A 17854-nucleotide genomic window follows, 5' to 3' on the forward strand; every position below is an offset into this window, starting at 1 on the left:
TTTAGGTAACAATGCGCCTTAAGAACGACGAAATTAAATCAATGATAGTCACAGTCACAATCAAAATGATGAGAACTGCACAAGTTTCTGCATATTGAAACCCTCTAATAACTTCATAGAGAATCACCCCAATTCCGCCTGCACCAACCATTCCGACAACGGAGGCCGAGCGCACATTTGATTCAAATCGATAAAGTGAATATGAAATCCACAAGGGCATCACTTGAGGAATGATCCCAAAAACAACTTCTGCAATAGGATGACTTCCTGTTGCACGAATCCCCTCAACAGGCCTTGGATCGACAGCTTCCACGGCCTCAGAAAAAAGTTTGGCTAAAGTACCAGTTGTATGAACAAACAGAGCTAAAACACCAGCGAATGGACCAAGACCAACCGCAACAATGAATAACATGGCGAAGACCATTTCATTAATTGCACGCAGCGCATCCATCATGCGTCTAACTGGTTGATAAACCCATGGTTTGACGACATTTGAAGAACTTAGAAGACCTAGAGGAACTGCAAAAATAATTGCTAACAAAGTGCCCCAAATGGCAATCTGAACAGTTGCAATCATTTCACTAACATATAACTTCCAGTCCCTAAAATTGGGCGGGAAAAAATCTTTGGCATAAGTTGCCATATTGCTTGAATCTTTGATCAAGTCAAGGGGGCGAATTTCTGCCCCCTTCCATGACCACACTAAAACCAAGAAAAATAAAGCCCAACCAAGATAATAAATAATCCCGGGTTTATCAGATAAGGCTTTTGCCTTAACTTTTTCTAGAGAGTCTTGGGTGGGCGTATAAAACATTTATTTCTTCAACTTAGCTAATGCAGTATCAATTTCTGCTAATTTTTTCTTCTTATCAGCGTCATTCATAGTGGCATCACTTTCAACTTTTCCACGCTCTTTGAATAACTCTAGCTGACGAATTGGATCCAATTGAGCATTCGTTGAAGCTCTGAAACCTGCGTAGTTATAGATATTTTTTAAAACTTCTTTTTCTGCAGGATTATTCTTTGCATAATTCAAAACGAAATTTCTGATTTTTTCTTTAGTTGCTGAATCAAGATCTTTGCGCCATACAAATGGATCACTTGGAATCAATGGGCTTTTCCAGATAACACGAATATCTTTTGCCAATTCAGGTTTAGTTGCTTCTAGACGACCATAATCTTCTGTGTTATTGGTAGCAACATCCACTTGTTTTGCAAGAACTGCTTGGATATTCGCGCCATGGCTTGCGTTTCTAACTGTTTTAAAAGTTGCTCTTGGATCAATCTTACGTTGAGCAAAAATATAGTAAGTTGGAACTAAGAATCCAGATGTTGAGTTTGGATCACCAATACCAAAATTAATGTTCTTACCATTTTTAATAACATCATCCACATTTTGATATGGAGAATCTTTGTGAGTAATTAACAATGCGTGGTAGCCCCATGATCCATCAGCATATCCAACTTGAGCAAATACCTCACCGGATGCGCGATCAACAGCTTCCATGGCTGCCTTATTACCGTACCAAGCAACTTGAACCTTATTAAATCTCATCGCTTCAATAACACCAGCATAGTCAGGTGCATAGAATGACTTAATTGTTAGGCCAGTTGCCTTTTCCATATCACGGAAAAATGGCTCCCAACGATCTCTTTGGGCAGTGGCTGAATCTGTGGCAATGATGCCAAAACTAATTTCCTTTGCGAACACTGTGACTGTGCTTAACGCAAGCAATCCAGCAATAATGACTTTTTTCAACATGCGAACTCCTATTGATTAATTAACTAGAACTAAGGTTGGACGTGCTTCAGTGGTTAAGGGTGTTTCTTCATACCCCATTTCAATATCTCCGAGCTGTGAACCATACAGTCGAGCAAGAGATTCTTTGGTTAGATCAGATGTTTTTCCGTCATATACAAGATTGCCCTTATTAAGAGCAATTGTTCTATCGCAACATTTTTTTGCGATATGAACTTGGTGCAAACTTGTGATAAGAGTCAACCCAAACTGTTTCGTCAAATTAACCATCAACTCCATCACTTTTCTAGCAGACTCTGGATCAAGTGATGCGACTGGCTCATCAGCTAATAATAATTTTGAGCCCTTCACCAAAGCTCTCGCAATGGCAACTCTTTGTTGTTGGCCACCAGATAGTGTTGAAGCTCGCTGATATGCGTAATCAACCATTCCAACTTTTTCTAGTGCATCAAGGGCAAGGGCTTTTTCTTCTGAAGAAAATCGTCTAGAAAGTAATTGAAAGATATTTTTCTTCGAACCCAACCCAACCAAAACGTTGGTGATGACATCAAGCTGATTCACCAAGTTGAATTGCTGAAAAATAACTCCCACAGACGATCGAATGTGTCTGATATTGGGGCTTAGCTTACCGCTTGCCTGGATTTCTTCATCGCCGATATGAATGTTTCCACTTGACTCATCTAAAACTTCAAGTCCACAAATTGCTCTGATCAGTGTTGATTTTCCTGATCCGGAGGCTCCTAAGAGAGCTACCGTCTCCCCTGCATTCACTGAAAATGAGACACCATTCAAGGCTGTTGTTTTGCGCTCAAATGCCCGAAAAGTTTTATTTGCATGAGAAACTCTAAGCACAGTCTGACTCATGAGCACACCTCAATCAGTTCTTCAAGTTCACTCAACACAAGTTGACGATCAGGTAATTGAAGATCCGAGCGCTTACCCAAATCATCCCAATACCTTAATTGAATAGCATCTTTATGAAATGGATACTGAATAAAGTCATTACATTCTTCAGGACTCATCATTCCACCCTGTAATCTCAGGCTTCTCACTGAGTCAGAAGAGAGAGAATCAAAGTAAGAGGATTCAGTTGTTACTAAATAGCGTTTTGCCTTTACATGAAGGGCGATTGGTTGGCAAACCAAGTCAGAAAACAATGACTCAAGGAATTTACTGGCAATAACTTCATGTTGGTCATCACGCTCATAAAGAGTTGGAGTGCCCTCTAACTTAGATAACAAGTGTCCTATATCGTGTATCCAAGCTGCCAATTGTAAGTGAGGACTAACGAGAGCCTCCTTAGCTAATTGACCGCACTGCCAAGCATGTTCAAGTTGAGTGATATCCTCACCCGAATACTTTAAATCACCTTTAGACTCGTAAAGATTAATAATTGATTTGCCAGAAACTTTCATCCCATGAATATGGCATATGGCTGTGACACTTTGATTACATAATCTAAATTAAGAAAATCACATCATTTTTTTAATTTTCAAATATGCAAACATGGATGCACCAGCCAACCCCATCAAAAACATTACCTCATAGAATGAGGATTCCAAACCCAGCAAATCACTCATATTCATGCCCATGATCCCGGTAATCAGGGTCATAGGCAAAAAGATGACAGTCATGGTCGATAGAACTTGTAGGCTATTAGCGTTGAATTGAGCAACGTGGGCAGCTTGTTCGTCTTGAAGTACTTTTGCACGCTCATACAAATGATCCAGGTCTTGAATTAGAACTGATAATTTTTCAGAGAATTCTGATATTTCTTGAAAGTTATCATCATTCATCCAGGGTGCACGATTTCTAATCAAATGATTGATAGCGATACCCTCTGGAGCAAAGTATCTTCTCATGCGGTTACATTGAATTCTGATTCTTCCCAAAGTCTCATGCTCTGGCAAAGTCTCGCCACGGATGATAATCTCTTCTAATTGATCCATGCGATCCATGAGTTGATTGGCGGTATCGTGTACACAATCCTCACGAATCTCCAATAAGTGCCGATATACATCACCGACACTCTTAAGCTTTAGCTTGCCAGATATCAAGGAGCGCTTAAGAATATCTGGCGCTTCAACAGGATGAGGACGCAATGTAATGAAAACATTATTGATACAAATAATCCACATTGTCACAATTTCTTCAGAATTTTTTTGATTAAATTCTTTCAGAAAATCATTAAAAAAGATCAAATGAGCATCATCCACTCGACAAAATGTTTTTTGTCTGACTCGCCCGACATCATCCTGCAAAATTTCAACTATATCCTCAGGAAGGTGTTGTGATGATTTCAACCAACTCTGGACTTGGGTATTGGCATAGTTTAAATGCAGCCAAACTGAATCAGTTGCGGATAAGCTTAATAGCTCTTGTCCACTTAAGACAACTTCACGCCCTTCCCCATCAGAATTAAATAGCCAAGCAAAAATAAGCCCACTGACCGGCAAGCTATTTAAATTCATGACATTATTTACAGGTAAGAATCAATGACATTATTTGTACATTGACTTTTTAACCCAAGAAATTTTTTTCATCATTTTCTTGAATGCTTCTTGCTTGACCTCTTCACGCACAAAATCAATCATGCGATCTGTTTCTTCTGTGTGTTTTTTTGGTAAATCTATTTTTGCAGAAGCTTTGAATTCACAAATTTCTTGGCCGTCTAAGACAACGTATCTGACGGAACATTTGCTGATAGGCAAGTTGTAGGCTTGATTGCATACAATTAATTTTTCATCCAAAGTAGCAGCAAACGTTAATATATGATTTTGAAGATCATCTAATTTTTCAGGGGCGCTAAAAATCGTAAATCCTGTGGATGGATGCTCCCACTCGGAGTCATCCGAGTACCACATTTCTTTAATGTCATCTTCGCGGTTAACTTGCTTGGCTTCTGTTGTCGACAAGCCATAAAAAATACGATAAATAGAAAAATTGTCGCCAGGACCATACTGGCCCTCATCTGCGATGAAACGATTATTAATTTCTGAATTTAGAGATTCAACAGCTAGATTGCCACTCAAAGTAATTCGATTAACAAATGTTTTAGACATTTCTTCCTCCTATGAATTCCTTAAGAATACCTGATTAACATTAGTTTTCTTGTTTTTTAATATTTTCATTAACTCATCACGATTCTATAAGTTTTAAATAAAAATATACTTGAATCATAGGCCTACTTCTTTGCCATCTTTTCTCCAAATAGCGATTGTGGCAGATCTTGGTCGCGTGAATTTATCTTTATCTGGCCAACTGGAAATCACTTTCGTATTCTTAGGGTCTGATCTCTCAGAAGGTGACTCGCCCGGATGCTGAATGTTGATAAACATGGTTTTTAAATCTGGGGTCATATCAACACCTGTGATCTCACAACCTTTGGGGCCAATCAAGAATCTTCTAAATTCTTTGCTTGCAGGGTCTGATGCGTACATCGCATTATTTGGTAAATTAGCATAGGCACCTTTACCCAGGGTAGAAGTTGAAATATCCGTCTGTGTCCAAAGAATTCCACGTCGATCAAACCATAACCCATCCGGAGACCCGAGGGTATCGCCAATCACATTACCTCTTAAATGCGCTTGGGTACTGTTTGGATCTCCCGCCAAAGTATAGATTTCCCATTTAAAGACTGTTCCAGCACTGTCACCATTGGCTTCAGACCAACGAACAATGTGCCCCATTGAATTTGATGCTCTAGGGTTGGCCGCATTTAACGGAATCTGTGAACCTCTATCAGAATTATTGGTCAATGTCACATAAACATCCTTATTTTTCGGATGAACGGCAACCCACTCCGGACGATCCATCGATGTGGCACCAACAAAATCAGCCGCCAAACGTGCGTTGATTACTATGTAAGCTTGATTCGGAAATCCATTGGCGGCGGTCAAGCCATTTCTATTATGTTCAAGAGCAATCCATCTTCCCTGACCATCTGCGTCGTAGCGAGCCACATACAAAGTTCCCTCGTCCAGTAACTTCTTATTTTCAATTGGGTTTGCTGAATTAAATGTTTTTTTACTGACGAATTTATACACATATTCATTTTTTTGATCATCCCCCATGTAGACAACCACTTTTTTATTTTTTGCGATTGTGACAACAGCGCCCTCATGCTTAAAGCGACCCAATGCTGTTCTCTTGATGGGTTGTGCATCTGGATCTTGCGGATCAATTTCAACAACCCAGCCAAATCGATTGATTTCATTTGGATGTTTATCTAAATTAAATCGCTCATCATGCTCATGCCAACGATAACCAAATCCTTTTGTATTGACACCGACTCGAGCTTCTTGTAAGTTTGGCTTACCAGTTTTAACAAAATAACCATTGAAGTTTTCCTCGCAAGTCAAATAAGTGCCCCAAGGAGTAACACCATTGGCACAATTATTGAGCGTTCCTAAAGCCTCACGACCTTTTTCATCAAAGGCTGTTTTCATGTAAACGCTACCTGCTGCTGGACCACTGATGGCACATGGGGAATAAGCGGTGATTCTTCTAGAACGTTTATCAGTGACTACAGCCCAATCTCCACTCGCCGATTTTTCAATGACCGACACCGTGACTCCATGTGCAGCCTGTGATTTTTTGACCTTTTCGGCAGTCCAAGGTTCCATACCACTAGGATGCAATAGCCCGTCATCTGTATATTCGTGGTTAGTGACCCACAAGCCTTTTATAGATTCAGACCCATTCACTTTAATGGGGAAAAATGCACAGCCATCATGATGCATGCCAAATTGGCTTTCCTGATCAGCAGCAGTATCTGAGACATCAGGTGCAATATTCTTTGACGCTCCGTTGATTGAATCACCCCAAGCCGCAACCACGGACCACTGATAACCAGGCGGCAATTGGATGTCATCATTGGCAGAACTGTAAGACACAGATTCAAAAGAAAATAATTTTGACGAGCGATTTTCTGCAGCAATAACCTCTGCTTGGGAAAACAGCATCGCGATGGCAGAAGAAATCATGATGTTTCTTCGCTGCGGATTGACCAACTCAGTCAAGGACTTTTTACCAGTTGGGTTAACTACAACATCATCAAATTCATTCATTTCAACACCTAATTGTATTTTTGGAAAATAACTCCATATTTACCCAAAATTGTTTCACTTCAATGAAATTCTTAACTTAGACATGCTGTATTGGTCTTTCATTGGTCATTAATTTGTCATGACACTAAGATATTGTGAAAAAGTAGTCCTAAAAATATGGTTTGACGACAATTACCCAGCTCTGCTGGGATTTTTTTAATTCAGTGAGTATCATTTATAAAATGCATAAAAATAAATCATTCTCCGAATTGTTGAAGACACCTCATCAAATTGTGCAAGGGACCTATGGTCTAAGACCCATGTCTGAGAAAGATAGATCTTGCGTTAAAGACTTATTTGACCATCTCTCAAGCAAGAGTCGCTACTATCGATACTATCAATATCTTAATGATTTACCTGAGGATCTTTTAAATAAGATTGTTCAAGCAAATAGAAAAGATGATCTAGCGATTGGCGCTTTTCTTCAACATGACAACTCTGAAGAAAAAACACTCATTGGAATTGTCAGGTATGTCGAGGAAAGTATCCCAGGAGAGGCTGAATTTTCAATTTCCGTTCGAGATGACTTTCAACACGAGGGCGTGGGATCTCATTTAATGGAAATAATTTTCAGAGCTGCTCAGGAAAATGGTTACAAGAAACTTCATGGGTATGTGATGTCGGATAATCATGAAATGCTCACCCTGATGTCTAACCTTGGCGCAGAATGCACGCGAGATCCAGATGATATGACAATGATGATCACAACATTTACTGTGAAATAACCCTTTTTTTATAAATCCATAACAACATCAGTAATGCGGAACTTCCAGCCAAAGTGGCAGAAAAACTAAATGCATAAAAGGGGCCATGTACTTCATATAACCAACCAAATATGAAAGATGCGGGTAGTAGCATCACCCCAGAAATCAAGTTAAACCATCCAAAGGCAGTGCCGGTTAGATGAATTGGCGCCATATCAGCAACCAATGCTTTTTCGACCCCTTCTGTAGCTGCTTTAAAAATTCCGTAAAGTGCGAATAGCCCAAATAAGATGGGTACAGTCACACCATCTAAACCCATACAAAAGTAAACACAAGAAAATGCAAGCCAAGCAATCAAGATAAATAGCTTTCTGTCAAAACGGTCGGATAAGGCTGACAATGGCGTTCCCAAAATTGCAGTAATAAAAGACACAGCAGCCCACAATAAAGGAATTTGCTCAAGAGGAACTCCGAGCTCCTTGGCGCGCAATAAAAGAAACATGTCTGATGAATTGCCCAATGTAAATAATGCAATGACACACAAATATTTCTTAAAATCCTGAGATAAACCCTTCAATGACCAACTAAATTTTTCAAAAGATGGCGAAACTTTAATTTTTGGCTCAACGATTAAAAAAGTCAGACACATTGCAATAATTGCTGGTAGCAATGACCAAATAAAAACATCTTTCAGGGGCAGTCCCATAAAAAGAAGAAAAGTTGCTACCAATGGGCCTAATACTGCTCCCGCATTATCAAATGAGCGATGCAATCCAAAAGCCAAGCCCCTTTGTTTTTCAGAAACACTAAAAGCTAATAAAGCATCACGTGGCGAACTTCTCAGGCCTTTACCAATTCGGTCAACAAATCGAATAGATAAAATCCAAATCCAACTATTTGCAAATGCTAAAAGTGGTCGTCCAAATCCCGCAAAGCTATAACCTATTAACATCCAAAGCTTTGCATTATGAAACTTATCAAAGAGTACGCCGGAAATTAGTTTAAATAGACTCGCCGTTGCTTCAGCAATACCCTCAATTAAGCCAAGAATTTTTGGACCAGATAATAAAGTTGTAGCCAAATAAAATGGTATCAGTGGATATATCATCTCACTGGCAAAGTCATTCATGAAACTAATGAGGCCAATGAGCCAAACGCTTCCTGGTAGAAATTTCAGATTAGTGAGCATGTGGAGAAAAGTTGATTCGACTTTTTAGTCAAATCACCAAATTTTCTTAACTTCACTGAATGTTTTAACGGCTTGCGCGCATTCAATGCATGAGCGGGTCCGTTCTGCTTTTAACCATCCCATCGCAAAAAGAATATTTGAATCAACTGATAAACGTTCTTGAGATTTTTCAATGGCAACGCAAATATCGTTGTAATGCCCTAACGCCTCTAAAACTTGACCCAAACTTCTTAAATAATTTTTGTATTTATCGGTATTGCAAAAGTCTGTGAAGAATTCCAAAGTGTACCGAAGATGTTTAAGTCGTTTGCGTAACTTATGGCGCCTTTCATCAGGAATCTCCATAAAACAGCTTGCCAGTTGTTTTGTTTCCTTAAGGACTTTGTTTAGCTCCTGAATTAATAAAGGTTTTAATCTTTTTGATTCGGACGTTGATTTTTCTTGTACTATTGATATCTCAATGATTGATAAACAAAACAATTGAAAATTCTTAGCCTGCAAAATACCTTTAGGATCAGGCAAATCGCTCACAGAAGTTAAGCTCATATCAGGAGCATCAACAGCAGACAGAGCGGGCTTTAATTTTTCATCAAAAAAATGATGGTCTCGGTACTGGCCCAACTGACCAAAGACCAATATCAATTGCTTTAAATCAGACTCTGTTAGATAAATCTGTATCAATCCCAACACTTTCATCGCAGATTTTAAGCGCCGCAAACCCACCCTCAATTGATGAATATGCTCATCAAATGCTTCAAGTCCCGCATTAATCTCGCTGACATTCGGTAGTATTTGATCAATACAAGAATTTAGTAATACGGCAGCAATAGCGCCATCATGTTGGTTCGGCAAGGTAACCTCTTTAGCCCTGGTAGGAGGACTTGAGGAAAGACCTCTGGCAGCCAGGTAACCCCTTTGAGCTTTACTTCGAGTGTCAATCGTTGCACTGAATCGACTAATCAATACTTTTGCATGATTAATAACGGCTAGCTTGTCTCCTGACTTGAGCTCAATCTCTAACTCACGGACAGGAATCAGTCTTTCTTCACCATTGGATTGATATGCCTTAATCATTCCAATATCTAAAGCATACTCAAGCATGGCTCCACGCGCACGAACCAAGGCAGGTCTTCTCCATATATCTGTTTGATATCTGACAGACAGTTGATCTGGCCCATGTTTTGCATCTCGCAATACTTTCATTAAGACTTTATGCGCAGGATGCTCATGATGAAGATGCACATTCAAAAGGGGTACGGTTGAACCCACATGCTGAATCACAACATTGTGTTCCAACCTCTCAAACTGTGAAGAGCTACTTGCTTTAAGCGTTTGAATCCAAAATCTTCCCTCTTTGCGAATTCTGATAGCTATGCCAGCTTTGGCTAAAGTGAATGCATCCGTATCAAAGTAAAAAGCTTGTAATTTTTGACGCCGAATGCCACCCTTAGAGATCACAAATTTTTCAATCTCAGTCAATCGTTCATCAGGGAAAACTAATTTCAGTTCAAATTCATTCATACTTTGATCTTCAAATCAATTGAATTTTTATACTTGGCTGTTGCCATGTTTAAAATTAACCAAGATCTGCAAGTTCTTTTAAATGGGCGACAACACTTCTAGCCAATGCAGACAAGTGATACCCACCCTCAAGACAGCTAACGATACGGCCATGTGAATATTCATCTGCAATATTCATCAGCTGTCGCGTTATCCAAGCGTAGTCTGCCTCAACCAACCCCATCTGCCCTAACTCATCTTCTCGATGAGCATCAAAACCAGCAGAAATAAAAATAAACTCTGGTTTAAATTCGCGCAACTTTGGTAGCCATTGAGTTTCAACTAATTGTCGAATTACCTTGCCGTCAGTATATGCTGGCACTGGAGTGTTTAACATATTAGGAGAGTTTTCATGAACCTCTGAATAAGGGTACAAAGGGTGCTGAAAAAAACTACACATCAAAACACGTGAATCATCTTTAAAAGCCATTTCAGTACCATTACCATGGTGAACATCAAAATCAATGATGGCCACACGCTGAAGTGAGTACTTTTCAAGAGCATACTTTGCTGCTATAGCAATGTTATTGAAAAAACAAAATCCCATCGCTCTATTGGGTTCGGCGTGATGTCCTGGTGGGCGAGTACAGGCAAAAGCGTTCTTTACCTCACCAGACATTACTTTATCCACAGCAGTAATTGAAGCGCCGACTGACCTTAGTGCTGCTTGATAGCTGTGCGGGTTCATTTTTGTGTCAGAATCAATCACACGATATTCATTTTCATGAACAAACATCTGAATATTTTTAATATGTTCTTTTGTGTGAACTAACTCAAGCTGACTCTCTGTCGCTAAGGGAGCATCTAAATAGGTTAAGAATGGCTCAATACGACTCAATATCAATTGGTCTTCAATCGCCTTCACACGATCAGGAGACTCCGGGTGATACTCACCCATATAGTGTTCTAGCGAGTCTCTATGACTGATGTAAGCAGTGCTCATTTGAGAAATAATCTAATTGTTCTAATTAGATTGAATGTTGGTCTAAGACAGATGATGCCACAACTTAATTCGATGAATTCATGATTATTGTCATTAATTGAACATATTAAGTCTCTATAGTCATAAATGAAAACTAAAAAGATAAACCTCTCCTCTTACATGACCCCTTAAATGGGGTCTTTTTTTTGATCCAAACAAAGATAGTCTTAATAAATTCTTATTTCCTTCATGACCTTGCAACAAACCGATAATAATGTGAATAAGTGATTCCAAAAGAATCATTATTTGTTTTTAACCTTCACCACAAGGATAGACATGAAAAAATTATTGAGAGTCACCCGTAAGATATATTTTGCCTGGCAAGAAGCTAGAAGTACCTTCATCAAGTTCTCCGCTTCAAATTGGATAGGCGGCTAGTGTGACCAATACGTTTTTTCTACCTTCCTCAAGATGGTATGAATATGGAGATTGGCTCAAAAATCTTGATCAAGAAACTCTGACAAGTTATTTTGGATTAGTTACCAAAAATTTAGTAATTGATTCACTCATCGATAAGATGATTTTGTCGAAAGAACATCACTATTTACTTATTGCTGCAAAAGATGGTCAGTGGGTCGGAATCACTCACATCGCCATTAACAACAAAGATGTTGAATTTGGCTTAATTGTTACCCCAAATCATCGACAACGTGGGATTGCTAGTTTGATGCTAGACGAATGTATTAATTGGGCAAGAAATAGGAACTTTGATTTCTTGTTCATGCACTGTGTTAATCAAAACATTGCGATTAAACAACTTTGTGAAAAGTATCAATTGATACCAAAAAATATGATGGGAGATGCGGAGGTTAAATTTAAATTACCACCTCCGAATATTCAGACTTTCATTAAGGAAGCCTTATTTAGACAAATGAAGTTTTATCATTTGATAACAAACTAGAGATGGCCTGCCCAGCACGATTCGAACGTGCGACCTACGCCTTAGAAGGGCGGTGTTTGATCAATTCAGTGGCTGGTATGCGAACAATTTTTCCGTCGATAGTAGTTACTATCGCTGTATTGGTTTGAATTGCGAGATCTATTGCCGCCTGTCCAGCGCGTTGCATAGCATAGTATGAACCAGCGATATCAGGATCTGGTGAATTACGAATATCTTTACTTGGATTTGTCATAATTACCCCTGTTCAATTTGTTCCGGCGGAGTTTTATCTCCATCCAACAATACCCATGATTTTACTGCTTTTTGGTAATTGGGTAAATTTGCCAAACCTGCGACGAAGCGCCTACGGATAATTTCCTCGGGAATGTTATGCCCTCCTTGAGCAACTCTCTCAGCCACCCTAGAAATTGCCAATTCAGGTGAACTTAGTTTAATAAACCAAAGTTTTACAGCGTAACCTAAATTTTTCCATTCCTCAATACGCTGCAAGTAATGAGTCCCTGACAATGTCGTTTCAAAAGAAAAGCTCTCACCGGCTTGAGTATATTCATCCAGCTCTTTTAACATTAAACGCGCAGCCTTAAAGGCAACAGATTCAGGATCAAACGGCGACAAACCAGCGGCAATGAGATCTGCATTTATGAATCGAAATGTATGGGCCTCTTTTGGTAAAAAGTTTTTAGCAAACGTGGTTTTACCAGCTCCGTTTGGACCTGCAATGATAATAATTTTTTTGCTGTTAGCGGTCATTACCTACATTCTATAGAACTAAATAACGCAAAGATAATTACTACTCGAAAAGATCTTGGGAATTTGGCCTGCCCAGCACGATTCGAACGTGCGACCTACGCCTTAGAAGGGCGGTGCTCTATCCAGCTGAGCTATGGGCAGTCTTTGATTAGAGCTAGATTATAGCGGAGGTCTAAAAGACCTGGCTCATATACGATAATCATGAGAATTCATCTACATATAAGAGTTTTGCCATGATCACCCTGTACCACAACACAAAGTGCAAAACCTCTCGTGATACCCTAGAAATCCTCGAGAACTCTGGTGAGCCCCATCAAGTGGTTTTGTATTTGACCACTCCTCCCTCAGAAGCTGAATTGCGTCACATCATCAAGGCCACAGGTGGTTCTGTTAGAGATATCTTGCGCCAAAAGGGAACCCCTTTTGAAGAATTAGACTTGGGCAATCCACAGTGGAGTGATGAAGATCTCATTGGGTTCATGTTGCAACACCCCATTTTGATGAACCGCCCTATTGCTATCAATGGCAACCAAGGGGCCTTGTGCCGTCCACCTGAGAAAATTCTGGATTTACTGAGTTAAATCTTTTGGGTTAGATCTATTGAGTTAGATTTGCATTGCTAAATGCTTAGCCTTGATTTTTGGCATCATCATTTTGGTCGCTGACTGATCTCATCAAAGTCAGAATCTCATTCGGCAAAGTTGCGCCAGTATCTTTTAAACCCATCTTTAGTTCAGGCACATACTGACTGATCTCATCTGAGCCGTAGAACTTCATCGACCAATTACTAAAGCGTCGCTTTTGCAATGGATTGATATCTAGCACTTGAATTTCTTTATGGCGCGGATCAGCAGCAATGGACTTCCAGATTAGTTCAACGTGCTGGGGATAGCCTTCCATGATTTGACCAAAAATGCAGTTGTCATAGAACAAAACACCTGTGATGCCATTGCGCTTATTTTTATGAACCACATCTTCAAGCAAGTTCATCAAACCCAAAATACCCATGTCATTCGCTGACTGACTGACATAACTCAATTCAATGAGCTGATCAGTTGGAAAGTTGGCAAAGTTAATTTGGGAATCTTCTACAAATGACATATTTAATTTTTGAAATCTTTATAAATAGTATTAGACAAAACTAATCTGTTATTAGCCTTACGTCTAAGTCAGATAGTAGACATAAATTCAATAAAGTGTTGATATAACGATGCTGCCATGCAACAAATCAATGTCATTGATGCGAAGTTTCAACAATCTTTGAGTGAAAGATGCTTTGAAGAATTTTTGGAGGTTGCTGCATCGAGTGATGCGAATTGAAAGTGGTCGGAGTACAAGGATTCGAACCTTGGACCCCCTGGTCCCAAACCAGGTGCGCTACCAGACTGCGCCACACTCCGACTAAGACCGATATTGTAACCCATGGGCAGTTTGTTAGCAAATTTGGACAGTCAACTAACCTCTAGACTATTGTTTATAAAGCTTTAATTACAAGCTACTTCTATTGTTTTACGCTCAGCAGATAGCTTCGCCATGGTTTTGAAGCGATCTTCTAGTCTATTTTCAATGAAGTATTTGATAACAAACATGGGCAAATGGGAATCTGGTTCTAAGACCCCCTCATGTCTGATGACACTTCCCAAAATATTAGGCTCAACAAACCATTTACCAGAAAATCTTTTGGAGTCTCCTTTGATTTGAATAAATTCTGTTCCCTTGATTGGCTGCTCAGTGTATTCAATTAAGGTATGTAATTTAACCTTGAAAAATAGGATCTTTTCTTCAGCAGAGCGCTCAACCAACACCTTATTACTAGATATCCGGGTAGACTTGGACTCTGTCACACCAGGTACTTTTTTTGCTGCTTCGTAATCAGTTAGATAACGGTAAGCTTGGCACGCTGTCAGTGGCGTTTGAAAGCTGGCCGCAAATAAAAAAGTGTCATCCTGACGAATCACTTTTGCTTGGACATTAAAGCGATCAAAATCACCATCAGCAAAACAAATTTGGAAAATCATAAGACCAACTAGAGTAATTATTTTTTTCATAAGCAAATCATAATCCGAGAAAATAACGAAGCACTGAAGATTTTATTTGTGAAGAGAACCAAAGAAACTGCTGAAATTGTTGCTTATAAGGCAGCCTGGAAATTACTTTTTAACGAAGAAATTTCTTAGCATCGAAACTAAATAAAATCAGACCTTTGATGCCACCAGTTGGTGTGCTTGAGATGCCAATTCTTGGCGCGTAAAATGAGCCGGAAGTTTCTCAGCGATATTGATGTGAACCTCCAAATGATCAGTATTTAAGATGTTTTTAATAGAGTCGATCAACTCCATGTCGCCAATAAAAGCTGCTCTATCTGAATACTGATTATTCTCTTTGTATTGAATTGTGATGGGTAAAACATCCACATGGGCCTGATGAGCTGACTCAAATAAATTTGATTTAAATGGCAATACTTCTTTTCCATCTGAAGAAGTTCCTTCAGGAAATATAGCCACCACTTCCTGATTGGTGAGTTTTTCCTTCATGAGTTGAATCACTCGCTTGATATCAGACAGTTTTTCTCTTTTAAGAAAAATAGTGCCCAGCATATTGGCCAAGTAACCAAAGATTGGCCACTTTGAAACATCTGCCTTGGCAACAAAGATCACCGGCCGAATCGAATTGATGACATGAATATCCAACCAAGATATGTGATTGGCCACCAATAGATATGGCTGAGCACCAAATAAAGTTGTGGGATCTCCATGAATGACGACCTTCACCTTCAAGATTCTGAGCAAACGAATACACCAACGCTGGACCAGCTTCTTGCGCAATTTGCCTGGCAATACAGGAAATATTGCGCACTTCAGAATGGCTGATACCAGATGGATGACAAGGAAAAAGGATTTCATGGAGGGAATCTTGGCATATTTCTATGTCACGAATATGACATCAATTTGACATCATAGTTTCAAATAGGTCGTGCCCAATGTGAACTCATGAATCAATACCGCGCAATATGGATTTCTGATGTTCACCTAGGCACCGCTGGCTGCCAAGCAAATTATCTCCTCGATTTCTTAAAACACAACGATGCTGACAAAATTTACTTGGTTGGTGACATCATTGATGGCTGGCAATTAAGAAAACGTTGGTTTTGGCCGCAAGCCCATAATGATGTGGTTCAAAAGTTACTACGTAAAGCCCGAAAAGGTTGTGAGGTCATATACATACCAGGCAATCACGATGAAATGGCCCGCCAATTTTTCGGTATGAGCTTTGGCGACATCAAAGTAGAAGATGAAGTGATTCATACAACCGCTGATGGAAAGCGGCTCTGGATCACGCACGGCGACCTTTTTGATGGGGTGATGCAATACGCCAAGTGGCTTGCATACGTTGGCGACACCTTGTACACATTCATCCTCTGGGTAAATCGCTGGTTCAATCACATCCGCTCAAGAATGGGTCTTAATTATTGGTCCCTTTCTCAATACTTAAAACATTCAGTGAAAAATGCCGTCAGCTTTATTGCCGATTTTGAAATGATCATGGCCCGCGAAGCCAGAATCAGAAATTGTGATGGCGTGGTCTGCGGTCACATACATAAAGCCGAAATCAGAGAAATCGAGGGCTTGCTTTACTGCAATGATGGGGATTGGGTCGAGAGTTTAACTGCCTTAGTTGAAAACGCTGACGGCTCTTTAAGAATCGTTCATTGGAATCAAATTTTGCCCGATCCTGTGGCTATTACACACACCGAAACGGTCACCATCAGCGTGACTAAAACCGAAATTTCAATGACTCAAGAACAATTACTGGAGACTATTAAATGAATATCATGATTGTGACGGACGCCTGGGAACCTCAAGTCAACGGCGTTGTAAGGACCCTTAAACAAACCATGCATGAGTTGAAAAAAATGGGGCACACAATTGAAATGATCACCCCACTGGAATTTAAGACCATTCCCTGCCCGACTTACCCAGACATTTCTTTATCACTTTTCCCAGGAAAAAAAGTTCGTCAAAAAATGGAGTCTTTTAGACCTGATGCCATCCATATTGCGACTGAGGGTCCTTTGGGTATTGCTGCCAGAGCTTATGCTTTAAAACACAAGTTACCGTTTTCAACGGCTTATCACACTCGATTTCCTGAATACGTCAAAGCCCGCACAGGCATTCCATTGGCACTCACCTACAAGTTTTTACGTTGGTTCCATGATCCATCCTTGGCCGTGATGGCACCGACCCAAGTGGTGATTGATGACCTAGAGTCATATGGTTTTACAAACGTGGTTCTCTGGACCAGAGGCGTTGATCTGGACATTTTCAAGGTTCAAGAATCCAAAGAACTCAATTCTGCTCATCCCATCTTTTTGTATGTGGGTCGAGTGGCAGTAGAAAAAAACATTGAGGCATTTTTAGAACTTAAGCTACCAGGCTCTAAGTGGGTCGTCGGAGATGGTCCAGCTTTGAATAGCCTTAAAGCAAAGTATCCAGAAGTTCATTACTTAGGAGTTTTACAACAAGAAAAACTAGCCAAGGTATATGCAGCGGCTGATGTATTTGTGTTCCCAAGTAAAACCGATACATTTGGCTTGGTACTTCTTGAAGCAATGGCTTGCGGAACACCTGTGGCTGCCTACCCAGTAACTGGACCGATTGATGTGCTTGGAAACTCTCAATCAGGTGCCATGAACAATGATTTGCGTGAGGCTTGTTTAGAAGCTCTAAAGATTCCTCGTGAAGTTGCAAGAGCACACGCAGAGAAGTTTTCTTGGCAAGTCGCCAGCAATCAATTTCTTAGCTACTTAAAGCCTATTGAAAGTCACACAACTGTCAAATCCCCGTCATTGGCATGACATATTGAGTGAATAAATTGATGACATATCAACAATAAATAGGCAA

The 17854-nt window shown here is 39.9% G+C and carries 20 protein-coding genes and 2 tRNA genes; 5 read left to right on the plus strand and 17 right to left on the minus strand.

Going from position 1 to position 17854, the window contains the following annotated elements; genetic code table 11:
• Position 1: 1 nt before the first annotated feature.
• From phnE to AOC33_RS06980, 7 genes are all read right to left on the minus strand, one after another.
• Positions 2 to 814 (minus strand): phosphonate ABC transporter, permease protein PhnE, encoded by an 813-nt coding sequence (phnE, locus tag AOC33_RS06950; RefSeq protein WP_089516131.1) that lies wholly within the window; start codon positions 812 to 814, stop codon positions 2 to 4.
• Positions 815 to 1762: a phosphonate ABC transporter substrate-binding protein gene (gene phnD / locus AOC33_RS06955; protein WP_089516132.1), complete on the minus strand. Its 948-nt coding sequence runs from the start codon at positions 1760 to 1762 to the stop codon at positions 815 to 817. It abuts the gene before it with no gap.
• A 15-nt stretch (positions 1763 to 1777) separates the two neighbouring features.
• Positions 1778 to 2623 (minus strand): phosphonate ABC transporter ATP-binding protein, encoded by an 846-nt coding sequence (gene phnC, locus AOC33_RS06960; protein ID WP_089516135.1) that lies wholly within the window; start codon positions 2621 to 2623, stop codon positions 1778 to 1780.
• The gene (locus AOC33_RS06965) at positions 2620 to 3174 is read right to left on the minus strand and encodes an HD domain-containing protein (RefSeq protein WP_089516137.1); all 555 of its coding nucleotides are present in this window, start codon (positions 3172 to 3174) and stop codon (positions 2620 to 2622) included. Before AOC33_RS06965 ends, phnC begins: the two co-directional genes overlap by 4 nt.
• Positions 3175 to 3231: 57 nt before the next feature.
• Positions 3232 to 4230, minus strand: a complete 999-nt coding sequence (locus tag AOC33_RS06970) for a CorA family divalent cation transporter (protein ID WP_089516140.1) — start codon at positions 4228 to 4230, stop codon at positions 3232 to 3234.
• Positions 4231 to 4260: 30 nt separating this feature from the next.
• Positions 4261 to 4821 (minus strand): hypothetical protein, encoded by a 561-nt coding sequence (locus AOC33_RS06975; protein WP_089516143.1) that lies wholly within the window; start codon positions 4819 to 4821, stop codon positions 4261 to 4263.
• A 114-nt stretch (positions 4822 to 4935) separates the two neighbouring features.
• Positions 4936 to 6828, minus strand: a complete 1893-nt coding sequence (locus AOC33_RS06980; RefSeq protein WP_089516145.1) for a PhoX family protein — start codon at positions 6826 to 6828, stop codon at positions 4936 to 4938.
• 221 nt (positions 6829 to 7049) lie between these two features.
• Between AOC33_RS06980 and AOC33_RS06985 the strand changes: the two genes are divergently transcribed.
• A complete protein-coding gene (locus AOC33_RS06985; protein WP_089516147.1) occupies positions 7050 to 7592 on the plus strand; it encodes a GNAT family N-acetyltransferase in 543 nt (180 codons plus the stop codon).
• On the opposite strand, the gene AOC33_RS06990 is transcribed toward AOC33_RS06985, so the two are convergent.
• From AOC33_RS06990 to AOC33_RS07000, 3 genes are read right to left on the minus strand one after another with little or no spacing between them, the layout of a single operon-like run.
• Positions 7579 to 8760 carry an MFS transporter gene (locus AOC33_RS06990; protein ID WP_089516150.1) on the minus strand — a complete coding sequence of 394 codons (1182 nt, stop codon included), beginning with the start codon at positions 8758 to 8760 and terminating at the stop codon, positions 7579 to 7581. The genes AOC33_RS06985 and AOC33_RS06990 overlap by 14 nt on opposite strands.
• Before the next feature lie 33 nt (positions 8761 to 8793).
• Positions 8794 to 10281 (minus strand): CYTH and CHAD domain-containing protein, encoded by a 1488-nt coding sequence (locus AOC33_RS06995; RefSeq protein WP_089516152.1) that lies wholly within the window; start codon positions 10279 to 10281, stop codon positions 8794 to 8796.
• A 55-nt stretch (positions 10282 to 10336) separates the two neighbouring features.
• On the minus strand, positions 10337 to 11263 hold the full coding sequence (locus AOC33_RS07000; protein WP_089516155.1) for a histone deacetylase family protein: 927 nt from the start codon (positions 11261 to 11263) through the stop codon (positions 10337 to 10339).
• 418 nt (positions 11264 to 11681) lie between these two features.
• Between AOC33_RS07000 and AOC33_RS07005 the strand changes: the two genes are divergently transcribed.
• On the plus strand, positions 11682 to 12203 hold the full coding sequence (locus AOC33_RS07005) for a GNAT family N-acetyltransferase (protein ID WP_089516158.1): 522 nt from the start codon (positions 11682 to 11684) through the stop codon (positions 12201 to 12203).
• Positions 12204 to 12237: 34 nt separating this feature from the next.
• On the opposite strand, the gene AOC33_RS07015 is transcribed toward AOC33_RS07005, so the two are convergent.
• From AOC33_RS07015 to AOC33_RS07025, 3 genes are all read right to left on the minus strand, one after another.
• Positions 12238 to 12435 (minus strand): hypothetical protein, encoded by a 198-nt coding sequence (locus tag AOC33_RS07015; RefSeq protein ID WP_089516454.1) that lies wholly within the window; start codon positions 12433 to 12435, stop codon positions 12238 to 12240.
• Between the two features lie 2 nt (positions 12436 to 12437).
• Complete coding sequence (locus tag AOC33_RS07020; protein ID WP_089516160.1) at positions 12438 to 12953, minus strand: ATPase; 516 nt, start codon at positions 12951 to 12953, stop codon at positions 12438 to 12440.
• 64 nt (positions 12954 to 13017) lie between these two features.
• A tRNA-Arg gene (locus tag AOC33_RS07025) sits at positions 13018 to 13094 on the minus strand.
• A gap of 92 nt (positions 13095 to 13186) precedes the next feature.
• Here AOC33_RS07025 and arsC point away from each other — a divergent pair.
• Complete coding sequence (arsC, locus tag AOC33_RS07030; protein WP_089516163.1) at positions 13187 to 13534, plus strand: arsenate reductase (glutaredoxin); 348 nt, start codon at positions 13187 to 13189, stop codon at positions 13532 to 13534.
• 46 nt (positions 13535 to 13580) lie between these two features.
• Here the strand turns inward: arsC and AOC33_RS07035 are convergent, their stop codons facing one another.
• The 4 genes from AOC33_RS07035 to AOC33_RS07050 all read right to left on the minus strand — a co-directional run bounded on the left by AOC33_RS07035 (position 13581) and on the right by AOC33_RS07050 (position 15856).
• Positions 13581 to 14054 (minus strand): BLUF domain-containing protein, encoded by a 474-nt coding sequence (locus AOC33_RS07035; protein WP_089516166.1) that lies wholly within the window; start codon positions 14052 to 14054, stop codon positions 13581 to 13583.
• 222 nt (positions 14055 to 14276) lie between these two features.
• A tRNA-Pro gene (locus AOC33_RS07040) sits at positions 14277 to 14353 on the minus strand.
• A gap of 84 nt (positions 14354 to 14437) precedes the next feature.
• Complete coding sequence (locus AOC33_RS07045; protein WP_143744027.1) at positions 14438 to 15001, minus strand: SRPBCC family protein; 564 nt, start codon at positions 14999 to 15001, stop codon at positions 14438 to 14440.
• A gap of 147 nt (positions 15002 to 15148) precedes the next feature.
• A complete protein-coding gene (locus AOC33_RS07050; RefSeq protein ID WP_089516171.1) occupies positions 15149 to 15856 on the minus strand; it encodes a lysophospholipid acyltransferase family protein in 708 nt (235 codons plus the stop codon).
• A gap of 87 nt (positions 15857 to 15943) precedes the next feature.
• Between AOC33_RS07050 and AOC33_RS07055 the strand changes: the two genes are divergently transcribed.
• Both AOC33_RS07055 and AOC33_RS07060 read left to right on the plus strand, forming a co-directional pair.
• Complete coding sequence (locus AOC33_RS07055) at positions 15944 to 16780, plus strand: UDP-2,3-diacylglucosamine diphosphatase (RefSeq protein ID WP_089516173.1); 837 nt, start codon at positions 15944 to 15946, stop codon at positions 16778 to 16780.
• On the plus strand, positions 16777 to 17808 hold the full coding sequence (locus AOC33_RS07060; protein ID WP_089516176.1) for a glycosyltransferase family 4 protein: 1032 nt from the start codon (positions 16777 to 16779) through the stop codon (positions 17806 to 17808). Before AOC33_RS07055 ends, AOC33_RS07060 begins: the two co-directional genes overlap by 4 nt.
• Positions 17809 to 17854 lie beyond the last annotated feature (46 nt).

This window comes from Polynucleobacter cosmopolitanus, assembly GCF_002224225.1.
GTDB classification, from domain to species: domain Bacteria; phylum Pseudomonadota; class Gammaproteobacteria; order Burkholderiales; family Burkholderiaceae; genus Polynucleobacter; species Polynucleobacter cosmopolitanus.

Coding starts and splice junctions, on each gene's coding strand:
- phnE (WP_089516131.1), bottom strand. CDS start 814: ATGTTTTATACGCCCACCCAAGACTCTCTAGAAAAAGTTAAGGCAAAA.
- phnD (WP_089516132.1), bottom strand. CDS start 1,762: ATGTTGAAAAAAGTCATTATTGCTGGATTGCTTGCGTTAAGCACAGTC.
- phnC (WP_089516135.1), bottom strand. CDS start 2,623: ATGAGTCAGACTGTGCTTAGAGTTTCTCATGCAAATAAAACTTTTCGG.
- AOC33_RS06965 (WP_089516137.1), bottom strand. CDS start 3,174: ATGAAAGTTTCTGGCAAATCAATTATTAATCTTTACGAGTCTAAAGGT.
- AOC33_RS06970 (WP_089516140.1), bottom strand. CDS start 4,230: ATGAATTTAAATAGCTTGCCGGTCAGTGGGCTTATTTTTGCTTGGCTA.
- AOC33_RS06975 (WP_089516143.1), bottom strand. CDS start 4,821: ATGTCTAAAACATTTGTTAATCGAATTACTTTGAGTGGCAATCTAGCT.
- AOC33_RS06980 (WP_089516145.1), bottom strand. CDS start 6,828: ATGAATGAATTTGATGATGTTGTAGTTAACCCAACTGGTAAAAAGTCC.
- AOC33_RS06985 (WP_089516147.1), top strand. CDS start 7,050: ATGCATAAAAATAAATCATTCTCCGAATTGTTGAAGACACCTCATCAA.
- AOC33_RS06990 (WP_089516150.1), bottom strand. CDS start 8,760: ATGCTCACTAATCTGAAATTTCTACCAGGAAGCGTTTGGCTCATTGGC.
- AOC33_RS06995 (WP_089516152.1), bottom strand. CDS start 10,281: ATGAATGAATTTGAACTGAAATTAGTTTTCCCTGATGAACGATTGACT.
- AOC33_RS07000 (WP_089516155.1), bottom strand. CDS start 11,263: ATGAGCACTGCTTACATCAGTCATAGAGACTCGCTAGAACACTATATG.
- AOC33_RS07015 (WP_089516454.1), bottom strand. CDS start 12,435: ATGACAAATCCAAGTAAAGATATTCGTAATTCACCAGATCCTGATATC.
- AOC33_RS07020 (WP_089516160.1), bottom strand. CDS start 12,953: ATGACCGCTAACAGCAAAAAAATTATTATCATTGCAGGTCCAAACGGA.
- arsC (WP_089516163.1), top strand. CDS start 13,187: ATGATCACCCTGTACCACAACACAAAGTGCAAAACCTCTCGTGATACC.
- AOC33_RS07035 (WP_089516166.1), bottom strand. CDS start 14,054: ATGTCATTTGTAGAAGATTCCCAAATTAACTTTGCCAACTTTCCAACT.
- AOC33_RS07045 (WP_143744027.1), bottom strand. CDS start 15,001: ATGAAAAAAATAATTACTCTAGTTGGTCTTATGATTTTCCAAATTTGT.
- AOC33_RS07050 (WP_089516171.1), bottom strand. CDS start 15,856: ATGAAATCCTTTTTCCTTGTCATCCATCTGGTATCAGCCATTCTGAAG.
- AOC33_RS07055 (WP_089516173.1), top strand. CDS start 15,944: ATGAATCAATACCGCGCAATATGGATTTCTGATGTTCACCTAGGCACC.
- AOC33_RS07060 (WP_089516176.1), top strand. CDS start 16,777: ATGAATATCATGATTGTGACGGACGCCTGGGAACCTCAAGTCAACGGC.